The sequence below is a fragment of the Janibacter sp. RAF52 genome (assembly GCF_052114035.1).
Taxonomy (GTDB): domain Bacteria; phylum Actinomycetota; class Actinomycetes; order Actinomycetales; family Dermatophilaceae; genus Janibacter; species Janibacter hoylei.
Map to the genome: position 1 here is coordinate 58,325 of NZ_JBFRDY010000005.1, position 15,160 is coordinate 73,484.

General features: G+C 71.4%; 13 protein-coding genes. 5 read left to right on the top strand and 8 right to left on the bottom strand.

What is annotated here, in order from left to right; all coding sequences use genetic code 11:
- Window positions 1-8: 8 nt before the first annotated feature.
- Both AB4Y78_RS08350 and AB4Y78_RS08355 read right to left on the bottom strand, forming a co-directional pair.
- Window positions 9-1,238, bottom strand: a complete 1,230-nt coding sequence (locus AB4Y78_RS08350) for a cupin domain-containing protein (RefSeq protein WP_441713305.1) — start codon at window positions 1,236-1,238, stop codon at window positions 9-11.
- Entirely contained in the window at window positions 1,239-1,496 is a 258-nt protein-coding gene (locus AB4Y78_RS08355; RefSeq protein WP_441713306.1) for a hypothetical protein, read from the bottom strand.
- Between the two features lie 161 nt (window positions 1,497-1,657).
- Here AB4Y78_RS08355 and AB4Y78_RS08360 point away from each other — a divergent pair, with 161 nt between their 5' ends.
- Window positions 1,658-2,956: a saccharopine dehydrogenase family protein gene (locus AB4Y78_RS08360; RefSeq protein WP_259911197.1), complete on the top strand. Its 1,299-nt coding sequence runs from the start codon at window positions 1,658-1,660 to the stop codon at window positions 2,954-2,956.
- A 136-nt stretch (window positions 2,957-3,092) separates the two neighbouring features.
- Here AB4Y78_RS08360 and AB4Y78_RS08365 read toward each other — a convergent pair whose 3' ends face one another.
- The 5 genes from AB4Y78_RS08365 to AB4Y78_RS08385 all read right to left on the bottom strand — a co-directional run bounded on the left by AB4Y78_RS08365 (window position 3,093) and on the right by AB4Y78_RS08385 (window position 9,112).
- A complete protein-coding gene (locus AB4Y78_RS08365; RefSeq protein ID WP_306512276.1) occupies window positions 3,093-4,184 on the bottom strand; it encodes a GNAT family N-acetyltransferase in 1,092 nt (363 codons plus the stop codon).
- Entirely contained in the window at window positions 4,181-4,990 is an 810-nt protein-coding gene (locus AB4Y78_RS08370; protein ID WP_007928500.1) for a crotonase/enoyl-CoA hydratase family protein, read from the bottom strand. The genes AB4Y78_RS08365 and AB4Y78_RS08370 overlap by 4 nt, the downstream gene beginning before the upstream one ends.
- A gap of 77 nt (window positions 4,991-5,067) precedes the next feature.
- The gene (locus tag AB4Y78_RS08375; RefSeq protein ID WP_441713307.1) at window positions 5,068-5,838 is read right to left on the bottom strand and encodes a hypothetical protein; all 771 of its coding nucleotides are present in this window, start codon (window positions 5,836-5,838) and stop codon (window positions 5,068-5,070) included.
- Between the two features lie 270 nt (window positions 5,839-6,108).
- A complete protein-coding gene (locus AB4Y78_RS08380) occupies window positions 6,109-6,582 on the bottom strand; it encodes an SRPBCC family protein (RefSeq protein WP_007928515.1) in 474 nt (157 codons plus the stop codon).
- A gap of 10 nt (window positions 6,583-6,592) precedes the next feature.
- Window positions 6,593-9,112 carry an MMPL family transporter gene (locus AB4Y78_RS08385; RefSeq protein WP_441737041.1) on the bottom strand — a complete coding sequence of 840 codons (2,520 nt, stop codon included), beginning with the start codon at window positions 9,110-9,112 and terminating at the stop codon, window positions 6,593-6,595.
- A gap of 153 nt (window positions 9,113-9,265) precedes the next feature.
- On the opposite strand from AB4Y78_RS08385, the gene AB4Y78_RS08390 reads away from it, so the two are divergent.
- The 3 genes from AB4Y78_RS08390 to ppdK all read left to right on the top strand — a co-directional run bounded on the left by AB4Y78_RS08390 (window position 9,266) and on the right by ppdK (window position 13,826).
- Entirely contained in the window at window positions 9,266-10,423 is a 1,158-nt protein-coding gene (locus AB4Y78_RS08390) for an MFS transporter (RefSeq protein WP_441737044.1), read from the top strand.
- An 87-nt stretch (window positions 10,424-10,510) separates the two neighbouring features.
- Window positions 10,511-10,999 carry a GNAT family N-acetyltransferase gene (locus AB4Y78_RS08395; RefSeq protein ID WP_007928523.1) on the top strand — a complete coding sequence of 163 codons (489 nt, stop codon included), beginning with the start codon at window positions 10,511-10,513 and terminating at the stop codon, window positions 10,997-10,999.
- Between the two features lie 109 nt (window positions 11,000-11,108).
- Complete coding sequence (gene ppdK, locus AB4Y78_RS08400; RefSeq protein ID WP_441713311.1) at window positions 11,109-13,826, top strand: pyruvate, phosphate dikinase; 2,718 nt, start codon at window positions 11,109-11,111, stop codon at window positions 13,824-13,826.
- A gap of 101 nt (window positions 13,827-13,927) precedes the next feature.
- Here the strand turns inward: ppdK and AB4Y78_RS08405 are convergent, their stop codons facing one another.
- Entirely contained in the window at window positions 13,928-14,164 is a 237-nt protein-coding gene (locus AB4Y78_RS08405; RefSeq protein ID WP_040881435.1) for a hypothetical protein, read from the bottom strand.
- Between the two features lie 93 nt (window positions 14,165-14,257).
- On the opposite strand from AB4Y78_RS08405, the gene AB4Y78_RS08410 reads away from it, so the two are divergent.
- Window positions 14,258-15,160, top strand: coding sequence for a LysR family transcriptional regulator (locus tag AB4Y78_RS08410; protein WP_265230196.1), 903 nt, complete (start codon window positions 14,258-14,260; stop codon window positions 15,158-15,160).

Below are 15,160 nucleotides of genomic sequence, written 5' to 3' on the forward strand. Positions count from 1 at the left end.
CCGAGAGCCTACGCGGCGCCTCTGGGCGCAAGGACCGCCACCCCGCCGACCACGAGGCGATAGGCGAGCGCCCGGTCCAGCGCGGCGCCCGAGCCCGTGAGCCACGTGTCGACCCCGTCGGCCTCGGCGGTCGTGAGCGGGAGGCGACCTGCTCGGCTGACGAGGTCGACACCGGCCCCGGTCGGCTCGAGGCTGGCGCGCAGGTGCTCGCGGGGCACGACCTCGTGGTCGGCGAGCCCGTCGGCGAGTGCAGCCGCCGTCGCGACGGGGGCGACCGGGGCGGGGCGCTGGGCGGCCCGCTGCTTGGGTGCGAGCAGGGCGGCGACCGCCGCGTCGTCGAGCGCGTCGACGGCCGCGTGGAGGGCCGCGCGCACGGCGGTCAGGTGCTCGGCGAGGTGGGTCGGGTCGCTGACGTCGACGCCGGGCGGCAGTGAGGTCCGCAGCTCCGGCTGCTCGGCGAGAGCGCGCCGGGTGCCGTCGAGCACGGCCTCGGCGATGTGGTGCCGGTGCCAGACGTGCACGCCGATCGTCAGGTGGACGCTCACCCCGCCGAGCGCGGTGGCGGAGTGGAGCCAGCCACGCGGCACGTAGAGCACGTCCCCCGGCTCGAGCGTGACGTCGAGGTAGGGCTCGGCCGCAGCGGCCTGCTCCACCTGGGACCGACGGTCCTGCCAGGGCTGGTCGCGCAGCGGGTGCTCGTGGACGGGGGCGTGGAGGGACCACCGCTTGGTGCCCTCGGTCTGCAGGACGAAGACGTCGTGCACGTCGTAGTGGGCGGCGAAGCCGCGGTTGGCCGCCGGGGTCACGTAGGCATTGGCCTGCACGGGGTGCCCGAGGTCGGCCGCGAGTTCCTGCGCGAGGGCGAGCACGGGCGGGTGGGTGCGGTGCAGCCCCTGCAGGACGATCGTGTGCCCGTCGGCGAAGAGCCGCAGCAGGGCCGTGTCGTCGACCTGGTCACGCACCCCGGCACCGACCCCGCCACCGCGGGTGAAGTCGGCATCAGCCAGCGTGCGGCCCTCCTTGGCCACCCGGACGAAGGGGGCCCGCATCCCCCGGCGAGAGAGCAGCGCGTCGACGTCGTCGATGCCGAGCAGGGCACCGCCGGCGGGGAGCGCGTCGGCGCGGACGTGTCGAGGCTCGCGGCCCCAGGCCCGCGCGAAGTCGTCGGGTGCCAGGTCGGTCAGACGGGCGAGGCCGGTGCACCCCGTCGGTGCACCGGCCTCGTGGGGGTCGGTCACTCAGACCCCGCCGTCGGCGCCACCGTCACCAGCAGCACCGTCACCAGCAGCACCGTCACCAGCGGCGCCGTCCGCGCCACCGTCACCAGCGGCACCGTCCGCGCCACCGTCACCAGCGGCACCGTCCGCGCCACCGTCACCGGCAGCACCGTCCGCGCCACCGTCACCGGCAGCACCGTCGGCGTGAGGGGCCTCGGTCGGCACGCCGCCGATGGCCTCCTCGGGCAGGTCTGGGGTCTCGCTCGGAGGCTGCGTCATCGTGCTTCTCCTTCGTGTCGGTGCGCGGCGCGACTGACGCCACGCACCCTTCATAGCCGAGGATGCTCCGCAAGGGAAGCCTCACGACGTGGGCATCCCCCTTCGCCAGGTGATCGATGAAGATGAAACATCCTGCGGCACAACGCGTTACTGTCGAACTCATGACTGAGTCCCCGGCCCGTGACCTCGACATCGTCCTCGTCGGCGCCACCGGCTTCGTGGGCCGCCTCACGGCCCAGCACCTGCGTGACCACGCCCCTGCGGGGCTGCGGATCGGGCTGGCCGGTCGCTCCCGCGCCAAGCTCGACGTGCTCGCCGCCGAGCTCGGAGCCCCTCTCGCGGACTGGCCCCGCATCGTCATCGACGTCTCGGACCCGGCGGCCTGTGCCGACCTTGCCGCCCGCACCCGCGTGCTCGTGACGACGGTCGGCCCCTATGCCGCCTACGGCAGCGAGCTCGTCAAGGCCTGCGCCGTCGCCGGCACGCACTACGCCGACCTCACCGGCGAGGTCCTCTTCGTCCGGGACACCGCAGACGCCTTCCACGACGTGGCCCAGCGCTCGGGCGCGCGCATCGTGCACTCGTGCGGCTTCGACTCGATCCCGTCCGACCTCGGCGTCTGGGAGACCGCCCGCATCGCCGCCGACGAGGGGGCCGGCGAGCTGACCGACACCGTCCTCTTCGTCCGGCGGCTCAAGGGCGGGCTGTCCGGCGGCACCATCGACTCGATGCGCCGCCAGACGATCGCCGCCCGCGAGTCGGTCGAGGACCGCCGCGTCATCAACGACCCCTACGGCCTGAGCCCCGACCGGGCCGCCGAGCCGACGAAGTCCGATCGCGCCGACACCCAGGCCACGCCCGCCCCACGGGGCGGCCGGGTCCGCTCCGTCGCCGGTCGCGTCGGGTCGCGACTGCCGGTGCGCCGCACCGAGGACGGTCACTGGACCGGCCCCTTCATCATGGCGTCGTACAACACACGCATCGTGCGTCGCAGCAATGCCCTGCTCGGCTGGGCCTACGGCCGCGCCTTCCGGTACCACGAGGTGACCGACTTCGGCGCCCGCGCCAAGGCCCCCTTCGCCGCCACCGGCATGACCGCCGGCCTCCTCGGGCTCGTCGGCGGACTCTCCTTCGCGCCGACCCGCAAGGTCATCGACCGCTTCCTCCCCGACCCGGGCGAGGGCCCCGACGAGGAGACGCGGGTCAACGGCCGCTTCACGATGGAGGTCGTCGCCATGACGACGTCGGGCACGAAGTACGCGACCACCGTTGCGGCACAAGCAGACCCGGGTTACAACGGCACGGCGATCATGCTGGGCCAGTCCGCGCTGTGCCTCGCCGAGGACGACTTGACGAGCGAAGGGGGCGTCCTCACCCCCGCCGTGGCCATGGGCTCGGCGCTCATCGAGCGCCTGCGGGCGCAGGACTTCACCATCGAGACCCACCGCCTCACCCACTGACCGCACCTGCGCACATCTCCCTAGGGAAATGCCACCCCTGTGCGCATTTCCCTAGGGAAATGACAGCCCTTCCGGTGATTTCCCTAGGGAAATGTGGCCTTGCGTGCGCATTTCCCTAGGGAGATGCGCAGCCGGGCTACTGGTCCAGGCGGGCCTGCGGCACGGGGGCGTCGGTCCCCTCGAAGCGCACGTCGCGGTGCCACGACTCGGTGCGGTAGCGGGTGACCCAGCCCATCGATTCGTAGAGGCCGTCGGCGCCGGTGGGACTGTCGGCGTCGACCTCGAGCGCGACGCGGTTGCGGCCACGGCGGGCGGTGTCGGCGATGACCGCGTGGAGCAGCGACTTCGCGACGCCCCGCCCACGGGCGAGCCGGTGCACGCCGATGTAGTCGACGTACGTGCCCTCGTGGCCCTGCTTGTCCTCGGGCAGGACGGACGCGACGACGGCACCGCCGGGCACCCACTGGCCCTCGACCTCGATGTCGGCGATCCACCAGTGGTCCCACCGGTGCCCCGGGGCCTCACGCAGCCGCGAGAGGAACTCGGGGAAGGACTCCCGGTAGGAGTTGAAGTGGTCGGCGAAGGACTCCTCGATCATCCGGTAGACCGCCTGCAGGTCGGCCGCGACCGGGGTCCCGTCGTCACGGCGCGCGACCTGCCGCACGACGACGCCCTCGCGGGTCTCGGCGAGATCGGTGTCGCCCGGACCGATGGGGCGGCTCATCTGCAACCACCGCCGGGCGCGGGTGAACCCGGCCGGCTCGAGCATGCTGCGCAGCCGCTCGTCGTCCTCGTGGACCGACACGTCCAGTCGGGTCCCGCCGAGGCCGCGGCCACGCGAGATGCGCAGCGCAACCGCCTCGGCCCAGGCGAGGAGCGAGGCGGCGAGCGCCTGCTCGACCTCACGACCGAGGTCCGGGTCGGCGGTCAGGTCGATGTTGCACCGACCGGCCGCGCGGTCGTGCACCCGCGCCCACACGCGGATCGCCCCTCCGGGGTCGACGACGACGACCTGGCGACGGGTCCATGACCCCTCGCCGACGGCCTCACCGGCGATGAGCTCGCTCTCCACGGCACCCGAGCCGTCGACCGCCTGCTTCGCGGCCGAGACGAGCGCGATGAGCTCGTCGACATCGCCCTCGTCGGGGGCCCGGCTCGACCAGCCCTCGGGCAGGTCCTCGGGGACGATCGGCAGGAAGCCCGCCTGGGCCCGGGGACCGCCGCTCACGGGACGAGCCGACGCTGACGGGGCAGGAACTCCGGCTCTGCCTTGCGGGCATTCGCCGCCCGGGCACGGGCGGCGTTGGGGCCGAAGAGCAGGGGGAGCTGCTCCCTTCGCTCCCGCGCAAAGGTGTGGCGTGGGCTGCGGTGCCAGGTCCCGTCGAAGAGTCGCTTGGTCGCCGCGAGCGCGTCGGGCGAGCGGGTGGCCAAGCGCTCCGCCAGGGCAAGGGCGGCAGCCACCGGGTCGTCCGCCACCTCCGTGGCCAGCCCGAGCTCGTCGGCGCGGGTGCCGGTGATCTTGTCCGCGGTCATCGTCAGCTGCTTGGCGACATCGATGCCCACGAGCTCGGACAGAGCCTGCACGCCGGACATGTCGGGGATGATCCCCCAGCGCCCCTCGAGCACCGACCAGGTGGCGTCGGGGTGGGTGATCCGGAAGTCGGCCGCCAGGGCGATCTGCAGCCCGCCGCCGAGGCAGTGACCGCTGACGGCCGCGATGACGGGGACCGGCAGCCGGCGGAAGGCCCACGGGGCCTCCTGGAAGGTGTTGGTCCCCCGCCACGGGCGCGGGACGAAGCGCGAGACGATGCCCGACGGCTTCTTCATCGCCGAGCCGAAGTCGAGGCCCGCGCAGAAGGAGTCGCCCTCACCCGAGATGACGACGGCGCGCAGCCGACGGTCGGACCGCAACCCGTGGGCGACGGCCGCGAGGTCGTCGAGCATCTCCAGCGTCAGGGCGTTGAGCTTGTCCGGGCGGGCGAGCCGCACGTGGGCGATGCCGTCCGAGATCGTCGTCGTGATGTGCCGAGGCATGCCCCCACCCTATGCGGGTCCGGGACGACGGAAGGGCCCCGTCCAAGGACGGGACCCTTCCGGTGGAGCAGGTGTGATCAGACTGCGTCGAGGTACTTCTCGAGGATGCCGGCCACGGTGGAGGCGGACTTCTCGGTGGCGGAGGTAACGAGGTAGGTCGTCCCGTCCTTCTCGCCCGCGCACTGGGTCGTCGAGGAGAGCGTCCCGCAGTGGGCGTCGCCGACCTTTTCGTCGTCGTCCCAGACGGCCTCGAAGTCGGACGGGCTGACCGAGGAGCTCGAGACGACGGAGATCGTGTCGCTTCCCTTGGTGTAGACCGCCGTCTGCTGACCGCTGGTGTTGCTCGTGGTGCCGCGCTTCCAACCGTCGAACTCGGCCGGGAAGTCCCCACCGCCGGCGGCGCTGGAACTGCTCGAGCTCGTCGTCGGCTCGGAGGTCGAGGACTCGGTCGTCGGCTCGGAGGTCGAGGACTCGCTCGTCGGCTCGGAGGTGGAGGACTCGGTGGAGCTCTGCGAGGTCGACTGGCTCGTCGACGAGGAGCTGCTCTCGTCGTCGTCGCTACCACCGAAGGCGAAGTAGCCACCGATGCAGCAGGCGAGGACCACGACGAGGACACCGCCGATGATGGCCGCGATGATGCCGCCGCTCATCCCCTTCTTCGGGGGCTGGCCGCCGGGGGCACCCGGACCGCCGTAGCCCTGACCGGGAGGCGGTGCACCCTGGCCGTAGGCCGGCTGCCCCTGCCCGTAGGGCTGGTTGAACTGGCCGTGCTGAGGCCCCTGGCCGAAGGAGCCGCCGGGCGGCGGAGGGACGTTCGGGCCGCTCGGACCCCCTGGAGGTGTGGTCATGGGGCCATGGTCACACAATCCGGGCCCCGGCGGTACCACGCGACACCGCGCGGCGCCGAGCACACACAGCGAGGGCGGAACTCCCCCTGCGGAGTTCCGCCCTCGCTGTCGGCTCCGGGACCCCCTGCAGCCCCGTGCCGTGCCAGCCGCTCCCCTGTGCTGCTGACACGGATGAATCTATGAGGGCCGCACAGACCGGGTCGATGGGGAGAAGTACCCATGTCCGGTGGGGTTGTCGCCCGCGCGCACCCGGGGGCAGACCCCCGTCGGTCAGCCGCGCTCGACGACCGCCTTGAGCCGCTCGAGCGTCACGGCCATGCCCGCCTCCATCTCACGGTCGAAGTCGGCGACGCCCCCGAGCACCTTGTCCTGCAGGGTCCGCGAGATGGCCGTCGTCCCCTGCGGCGCCTCCCGACGGTGCGTGACCGTCGTGCCGCCGGACGCGGAGGGCGCCAGCTCGAAGGACCAGATGGTCCCGTTGTCCTTGACGCGGAAGGCGTAGTCGCGGTGCGGCTCGAAGCGCACGACCTTGGCGCGCGTCGGCCACAGCAGCGGGCCGCGCCGGTTGACGTTGATCGTCCGCGTACCGAGCCCGACCGGCGCGGTGCCGACGACGTGGGTGCGGAGCACCTGGTCGGAGAGTCCGCCGAGGGCGCGCGGGTCGGTGATGACCGCCCACACCTCCTGCGGGGTCGCGGCGATGTCGGTCGTGGCCTCGAGGAGGGCGGCGTTCTGCGTCGTCATGCCGCCGACCCTACGAGGCGGTGGCATCCTCCGCTGTGGCCGTGGTCTCCCCCTTCGTGCCGGGGCGCTCCAAGGCGGCGCCCTCGACGTCGAGATCCGGCAGGATCCGGTCGAGCCAGCGGGGCATCCACCAGGCGCCCTCGCCGAGCAGGTGCATCACCGCGGGGGTGAGGGTCATCCGCACGAGGAGCGCGTCGACGAGGACGCCGACGGCGAGCGCGAAGCCGATCGGCCGGATCATCGTCAGGTGGGCGAAGATGAAGCCCGCGAAGACCGCCGCCATGATCAGTGCCGCGGCGAGCACGACCTTCGCCCCGTGGGTGAAGCCGTGCCGCACAGCCGAGCGGGCGTCGGCGCCGTGGGCGTGCGCCTCCTTCATGCCCGACACGAGGAACATCTGGTAGTCCATCGCCAGGCCGAAGAGGACACCGATGAGCATGATCGGCATGAAGCTGAGCATCGGCCCCGGGGTGTCGACACCGAGGAGCGAGCCGAGCCAGCCCCACTGGTACACCGCGACGGCGGCACCGAAGGACGCGGCGACGGACAGCAGGAAGCCGGCGGTCGCGACGAGCGGCACGAGGATGCTGCGGAAGACGATGGTGAGCAGGACGAGCGAGAGCCCGATGACGATCGCCAGGTAGGGAGGCAGCGAGGCCGCGAGCTGCTCGGAGATCTCGATGTTGGCGACGGTCTGGCCGGTGAGGCCGATCTCGGAGTGCGTCGCCGTGCCGATCGGGCCGGCGCTCGCCTTGAGCAGGCGGACGGTGTCGCTCGTCTCCTTGTCCGCCGGGCCGCTTTCGGTGATGACCTGGAAGGCGAGCGTGGTCCGGTCGTCGCTGACCCCGAAGGGGATGACCGCCTTGACGCCGCCGACGGTGCGCAGCTGCTTGACGAGGTGGCTCTGCTCGACGAGGACGGCGTCCTCGTCCTCCGCCGGCTCGTCCAGGGTCGCGACGGCGATGATCGGGCCGTTGGCCCCGGCACCGAAGTTGTCCTCGACCTCGACGTAGGCCTGGTGGGCGGTGGACTCGAGCGGCTCGCTCGACCCGTCCGGCAGCCCGAGGCGAAGGGAGAGCGCCGGCACCGCGATGATCCCGCAGAGGGCGATGACGGCGAGCACGACGAGCGCGGGGCGCTTCGTCACGCCGCCGACGTAGCGCGAGCCGAAGACCTGGTCGGTGTCGGGCCGGGCGGCGTGCTTGGCCCACGCGCGCTTCGAGATGACCCGGCGGCCGACGACGTGGAGCAGGGCCGGGGTGAGCGTCAGCGCGACGCACACGGCGACGACGACGGTCGCGGCGGCGACGAGACCCATCTGGCCGAGGAGCGGCACGGGGGTGATGACGAGTGCGGTGAGCGCGATGGCGACGGTCGTGCCGGCGACGACGACGGCGCTGCCGGCGGTGCCGACGGCGTGCGCGATGGAGTCGGTCATCTCGCGCCCGTCGAGCAGCTGGGTGCGATGCCGGTTGACGATGAAGAGCGCGTAGTCGATGCCGACGGCGAGGCCGAGCATGAGCGCGAGCGCCGGGGTCATCGCGTGCATGTCGAAGAAGTGGGTCGCGGCCATGGCTCCGGCGAGGCCGACGCCGACGCCGAGGAGGGCACCGGAGATCGGCAGTCCGGCGGCGACGAGCGAGCCGAGGGCGAGGGTGAGCACCATGGCGGCGATGAGCAGGCCGACGACCTCACCGGGGCCGACGAGGGTGTTTTCCTGGGTGATCTCGACGCTGTACTGCGTCTGGATCCCGGCGTCCTCGAGCTGCTCGCCGATCTCGACGATCGCCTCCTTGACCTCGGGGTCGACGGAGTTGGTGTTGGTGTCGAACTGGATCTGGGTCAGTGCGTAGCCGTTGTCGGTGACAAATCGGGAGTCCGCGGCGCCGTCGGAGACGATCGTGCCGGCGTCGTACTGGGTCCGGCCGGTCTTGAGCTTGCGCTCCCCCTTGGCGTAGTCCTTCTTGGCCTTGGCCATCTCCTTTTCGCCGTCCTTGACCTGCTGGCGGATCTCGGCGAGGTGCGGGCTGTCGGGGTCGTTCTTCTCGAAGTAGTCGATCCACGCGTTGCCGTAGTCGAGCTGGCCCTGGGCCTTGGAGATCTTGACCCAGGCCTTGTCGAGGTCCTTCTGGCCCTTGTCGAGGTCCTTCTTCGCCTTCGTCAGGTCGGTGCGCGAGTCGTCGAGGGTCCGCTGGTTGTCGAAGGGGTTGATGACCCGCTTGACGCTCGGCTGGTCCTCCCACTCGCCGTAGACCTTGTCGATCGCCTTGCGCTGCTCGGAGGTGAATGCGCCGTCCTCGGTGTGGAGCACCACCGTGCCGAAGCCGCCTGCTGCGTCGGGGATCTCGGTCTGCAGGTTGTCCAGCACCTCCTCGAACTCGCTCCCGGGCACCGACACCTCGTTGGTCAGGGGGCGACCGAAGGCGGCGGCGCCGGATCCGGCCAGCACGAGGACGACGAGCCAGGCCGCGAGCACGCTCTTGGCGTGGGTGGCGCACCAGCGGCCGAGGCGGTAGAGGCGAAGTGCCATGCGAGTGATCTCCTGATCGATTCTTCTACTTCCGTAGAACAGTCATCTACAAATGTAGAGGCAATGTCGTTGAGAGGTCAAACGGTGGGAGAGAATGGATCGGTGAATCTCCCTTCGCCCCCCACGGTTGCACGATCGTCCACCGATGGTCGGGTGGGGACGGCCCTCGCCGCCCTGGTGCTCGGGGGCGTCGGCATCGGCGTCACCGAATTCGTGACGATGGGACTGCTCCCGGAGATCGCCGGGGGTATCGGGACAACGATCCCACAGGCCGGGCACACGATCTCGGCGTACGCGCTCGGCGTCGTCGTCGGCGCACCGACGATCGCGATCTTCGGCAACCGGCTCCCCCGCCGTGAGCTGCTCGTCGGCCTCATGGTCCTCTTCGCCCTGGGCAACGTGCTGAGCGCGATGGCCACCGGCTACGAGGTGCTCATGCTCGCCCGCTTCGTCGCCGGCATCCCGCACGGCGCCTTCTTCGGCATCGCCTCGATCGTCGCCTTCGACATCGTCGCGCCGGGGCGCGGCGGCTGGGCGGTCAGCCGGATCATGCTCGGCATCCCCATCGCCAACGTCGCCGGCGTCCCACTCGCGACCTGGCTGGGCCAGCAGGCCGGCTGGCGCTCCGCGTACTGGCTCGTCGCCGCGATCGGTGTCCTCACCGCCGTGCTCGTCAGCATCCTCGTCCCGCACCAGCCCGCCGACACCGAGGCCGACGTGCGCAGCGAGCTGTCCGCCTTCGCCGACTCGCAGGTCTGGCTCACACTGCTCATCGGGTCGGTGGGCTTCGGCGGCGTCTTTGCGATGTACTCCTACATCTCGCCGATCCTGCGCAACCAGACCGGCCTGCCCGCCGACGCGGTGCCGATCTACCTCTTCGTCTACGGCGTCGGTGGCCTGCTCGGCACGATGATCGCCGGGCGGCTCGTCGACCTGTCGGTGCTGCGCACGCTCGTCGGGTCGACGGTCGCGACCGGGGCCAGCCTCGCCCTCTTCGCGTGGGCCGCCAACTGGGCGGTCCCGGCCGGCGTCGTCCTGCTCCTCGTGTGCATCTCCGTCTCGGCCTTCGTCCTCGCCCTCCAGCTGCGGCTCATGGAGGTCGCCGGACGCGCCCGCACCCTCGGCGCCGCCGGCAACCACGCCGCCCTCAACGTCGCCAACGCCCTCGGCGCCTGGCTCGGCGGGCTCGTGCTCTCCGCCGGGTGGGGGTGGCAGGCGCCCTCGCTCGTCGGCGCCGGACTGTCTGCGGCCGGCCTCGTGGTGCTGCTGCTCTCCCTTCGCATCCACCGCGGCCGCACCACCCTGGACTGACCCTTCGCCCTCCGGTCCCCGAGGAGCGAGGCCGTCTGCGGCCGCAGCGTCTCGAAGGGCAGGGACCGAGGGCATATCGTCGGGCCCATGAGCCACCCCGACATCCGGCGCGCCGTCCCCGCCGACGTCCCCGAGATCCTCCGCCTGGTCCGCGAGCTCGCCGCGTACGAAAAGGAGCCCGACGCCGTCGAGACAACCGAGGAGGACTTCGTGCAGGCGCTCTTCCCGGCGAAGGGGGAGCCCACCGCCCACTGCCACGTCGCCGAGGCCGGCGAGGGCAAGGAGCGTCGCGTCGTGGGGCTCGCCCTCTGGTACCTCACCTTCTCGACGTGGACGGGGAAGAACGGGATCCACCTCGAGGACCTCTACGTCGAGCCGCGGCACCGGGGCTCCGGCCTGGGCAAGGAGCTCATCGCCGAGCTGGCCGCGGAGTGCCGCGAGCGCGGCTACCGTCGCCTGGAGTGGACGGTCCTGCGGTGGAATGCACCGTCCATCGCCTTCTACGAGTCGCTCGGCGCGCAGCCGCAGACCGAGTGGGAGACCTACCGGCTCGACGGCGCCGGCCTCGACCTCTGAGAGGTGCGGGGGACCCCCTTCGCCCCGTGTGCGGAACCGACCGTGCTCCGCGGGGGTGACGCCTGCCATAGTGGGCTGGTTCCGCGCACGCGTTTGGGAAGGCACACCCGTGATTCAGTACGTCCACATGTTCAGCGAGGGCGATCGCGACCAGAAGGACCTCCTCGGCGGCAAGGGGGCCAACCTCGCCGAGATGGTCAAGCTGGGCCTGCCCGTCCCTCCCGGCTTCACGATCACGACGGAGGCCTGCCGCGCCTACCTCTCCGAGGGGCGGGTGCCCCCGGAGGTGCGCGTCGAGGTCACCCAGCGACTGCGTGACGTCGAGGACCTCATCGGCCGCACCCTCGGCGACTCCGAGGAGCCGCTCCTGCTCTCGGTGCGCTCCGGCGCGAAGTTCTCCATGCCCGGCATGATGGAGACGGTGCTCAACGTCGGCCTCAACGACGACACCGTCCACTCCCTCGCCTCCTTCGCCGGTGACGAGCGCTTCGCGTGGGACTCCTACCGCCGGCTCATCCAGATGTTCGGCAAGACGGTGCTCGACATCGACTCCGAGCGCTTCAGCGACGTCCTCGACGCACACAAGGAGCAGGCCGGCGTTCAGGCCGACGTCGACCTGACCGCCGACCACCTCAAGCAGGTCGTCGCCGAGTTCAAGCAGATCGTCCTCGACGAGACGGGCAACCCCTTCCCGCAGACGCCGCGCCGTCAGGTGGACATGGCGATCGAGGCGGTCTTCCGCAGCTGGAACACCGAGCGCGCCCAGCTCTACCGTCGCCGCGAGCGCATCGCCGACGACCTGGGCACCGCGGTCAACGTGCAGGCGATGGTCTTCGGCAACCTCGGCGAGACCTCCGGGACGGGCGTGTGCTTCACCCGCGACCCCTCCTCCGGCCACTCCGGCGTCTACGGCGACTACCTGCCCAATGCCCAGGGCGAGGACGTCGTCGCGGGCATCCGCAACACGCTCGCGCTCACCGACCTCGAGCAGCGCGACCCGGACGCCTACAAGGAGCTGCGCACCGCGATGCGCCGCCTCGAGACGCACTACCGCGACCTGTGCGACATCGAGTTCACCATCGAGCGCGGCCGGCTGTGGATGCTGCAGACCCGCGTCGGCAAGCGCACCGCCGGTGCTGCCTTCCGCATCGCGACCCAGCTCGTCGACGAGGCGCTCATCACGATGGACGAGGCCCTCGAGCGGGTCACCGGCGAGCAGCTGAGCCAGCTGCTCTTCCCGCAGTTCGACCGCGAGGCCGAGCGCACCCTCATCGCCACCGGCATGGGCGCCTCCCCGGGTGCTGCCGTCGGGGCCGTCGCCTTCGACAACGCGAGCGCCGAGGCCAAGCAGGCCGAGGGCAGCTCGGTGATCCTCGTGCGTCGCGAGACCTCCCCCGAGGACCTGCCCGGCATGATCGCCGCCGCTGGCATCCTCACCGCGCGCGGCGGCAAGACCTCGCACGCGGCCGTCGTCGCCCGCGGCATGGGCAAGTGCGCGGTCGTCGGCGCGGAGGACCTCGTCGTCGACGTGGCGAGCAAGGAGATCCGGGTCGGCGAGCACGTCGTCCGCGAGGGCGACACCATCGCCATCGACGGCAAGACCGGTGAGGTCTTCCTCGGTGACGTGCACGTCGTCGACTCCCCCGTCATGACCTACATCTCCGAGGGCCTCGAGGCCGCCCGCGCCGCGTCCGACGGGGACGAGACCACCGAGCTGCTCGAGGCGGTCGACCGCGTGCTCACCCACGCCGACGCCCGCCGCCGGCTGCGGGTGCGGGCCAATGCCGACACCGGCGAGGACGCCCAGCGCGCCCGCGACCGCGGCGCCGAGGGCATCGGCCTGTGCCGCACGGAGCACCAGTTCCTCGGCGAGCGACGTCAGCAGATCGAGCGGGTCGTGCTCGCCGAGACCGATGAGGAGCGTGATGCGGCGCTCGCCGAGCTGCTGCCGGCCCAGGTCGAGGACTTCTCCGACCTGCTCACCGCGATGGACGGGCTGCCGACGACGATCCGGCTCATCGACCCGCCGCTGCACGAGTTCCTCCCCGACCTCACCGACCTGACCGTCGAGGTGGCGCTGGCCGAGGAGCGCGGCGAGAGCGGCCCCGAGGTCGACCGGGCCCGTGCGCTGCGCGACGCCGTCCGCTCGATCCACGAGTCCAACCCGATGCTCGGCCTGCGCGGGGTGCGCCTCGGGCTGAAGATCCCCGGCCTCTTCGGCCTGCAGATCCGGGCCATCGCCGAGGCCGTCGTGCGCCTGCGCGAGGCGGGTCAGGACCCGCAGCCGGAGATCATGGTCCCGCTCATCGGGTCCAACCGTGAGCTGGTCATCGTGCGCCGCCAGGCGGAGGAGATCATCACCGAGGTCGCCGAGGCCCACAACCAGTCGATCGAGATCCCGATCGGCTGCATGATCGAGCTGCCGCGTGCGGCCCTCACGGCCAACCGCATCGCGCAGACCGCCGACTTCTTCTCCTTCGGCACCAACGACCTGACCCAGACGACGTGGGGCTTCTCCCGCGACGACGTGGAGACGGCCTTCTTCCCGAAGTACCTCGAAAACGGGGTCCTGACGATCTCCCCCTTCGAGACCCTCGACGCCCTCGGCGTCGGCGAGCTCGTGCGCACGGGCGTCGACAAGGGCCGCGCCACCCAGCCGGGGCTCAAGACCGGCGTCTGCGGCGAGCACGGCGGCGACCCGGAGTCGATCCACTTCTTCCACGAGGCCGGTCTCGACTACGTGAGCTGCTCCCCCTTCCGCGTCCCCGTGGCGCGGCTCGAGGCGGGCCGGGCGGTCGTGCTCACCGACGACGTCGGTACGCGCTGACCGGACCTCGTCCGGGCACGACGAAGGCCCCGCACCACACGGCGCGGGGCCTTCGTCACGTCCGGGCTGGAATCACCCCCGGACGGGCACGTCGCGGACGGTCAACGGGTGGAGAGGATCGGCTGGAAGCGGTCGCTCATCCGGTGGTCGTAGGGCGCGTGGTACTCGGGACCGGAGGTCGCCGAGGAGATCTGGTCGCGCTTGGTGATGTTTTCGTCCTGGGACATGGCGGCGAGCTCCGCGGCCATGCGGGTGTGGTCGGAGTCCGGGCCGGCACCCCAGTGGCGGTTGGCGGCGGGACGAAGGGCGTTGATGTAGGTCATCCAGAGCTTCTCCATGAGCATGATGTTGGTCGCTTCAACTATTTTTATCCAATTCAGTTTTTCGGATATTTGTGCAGTTTTGCTTCATCATTGACTACGCTCGGGGCCATGGTCGACGCCCACCGCCTGCGGATCTTCCTGTCCGTCATGGCCTCCGGCTCCGTCAACGCGGCCGCGGGCCACCTCGGCTACTCGCCGTCTGCGGTGAGTCAGCAGATCGCCGCACTGCAAAAGGAGACGGGGCTCACACTCTTCACCCGCCACGGGCGGGGGATCGAGCCCACACCCGCCGCCCACACGCTCGCCGCGGAGTCCGAGCGCCTCATGACCGAGCTCAAGCGGGTCGACGCCGTCGTCGACGACCTGCGCGAAGGGAGCACCGGCGCGCTGTCCATCGGGTACTTCGCCTCGGCCGGGTACCGGTGGATGCCGCAGCTGGCCAAGCGGCTGCAGGCCAAGATGCCCGAGCTCACCCTGCAGATGGTCCTCACCGAGGGCTACCCGCCGGGCGAGGCTCCGCCCGTCGACATCGACGTCGTGCCGGACGACCCGACGACCTCGATCCGACCCGGCTACATCGTCACGCCGCTCATGACCGACCACTTCGTCGCGCTGGTCCCGGCCGACCACCGGCTCGCCGGTCGCCGCCGGGTCGAGATGGCCGAGCTCGCCGAGGACTCGTGGATCAGCAACGACATCTCCGCAGGCATCACCCAGGAGATGGTCGACCGGGCTTGTCGCGCAGCGGGTTTCAGGCCCAGGTACACGGTCGAGGCACAGGACCACTACACGGCGACGGCCTTCGTCGCCGCGGGTGTGGGCATCACCGTGCTGCCCGACCTGGCGAGCCGCACGATCCCCAAGACGGTGCGGCGGCTGCGCCTGACCAACCCCAACCCGGTGCGCGACATCGTCGCCCTCACCGCGCCCGGCGCCCGGTCCAACGAGGCGGCGAAGCTCGCCGTCGACCTGCTCGAGCAGATCGCCGCCGCCTCTGCGCGGCGGCGGTGA

Bases quoted from the DNA above. Each gene is read 5' to 3' on its own strand.
- AB4Y78_RS08355 (WP_441713306.1), bottom strand. From the start codon at position 1,496: ATGACGCAGCCTCCGAGCGAGACCCCAGACCTGCCCGAGGAGGCCATC.
- AB4Y78_RS08370 (WP_007928500.1), bottom strand. From the start codon at position 4,990: ATGCCTCGGCACATCACGACGACGATCTCGGACGGCATCGCCCACGTG.
- AB4Y78_RS08410 (WP_265230196.1), top strand. From the start codon at position 14,258: ATGGTCGACGCCCACCGCCTGCGGATCTTCCTGTCCGTCATGGCCTCC.
- AB4Y78_RS08380 (WP_007928515.1), bottom strand. From the start codon at position 6,582: ATGACGACGCAGAACGCCGCCCTCCTCGAGGCCACGACCGACATCGCC.
- AB4Y78_RS08360 (WP_259911197.1), top strand. From the start codon at position 1,658: ATGACTGAGTCCCCGGCCCGTGACCTCGACATCGTCCTCGTCGGCGCC.
- AB4Y78_RS08385 (WP_441737041.1), bottom strand. From the start codon at position 9,112: ATGGCACTTCGCCTCTACCGCCTCGGCCGCTGGTGCGCCACCCACGCC.
- AB4Y78_RS08395 (WP_007928523.1), top strand. From the start codon at position 10,511: ATGAGCCACCCCGACATCCGGCGCGCCGTCCCCGCCGACGTCCCCGAG.
- AB4Y78_RS08375 (WP_441713307.1), bottom strand. From the start codon at position 5,838: ATGACCACACCTCCAGGGGGTCCGAGCGGCCCGAACGTCCCTCCGCCG.
- AB4Y78_RS08405 (WP_040881435.1), bottom strand. From the start codon at position 14,164: ATGGAGAAGCTCTGGATGACCTACATCAACGCCCTTCGTCCCGCCGCC.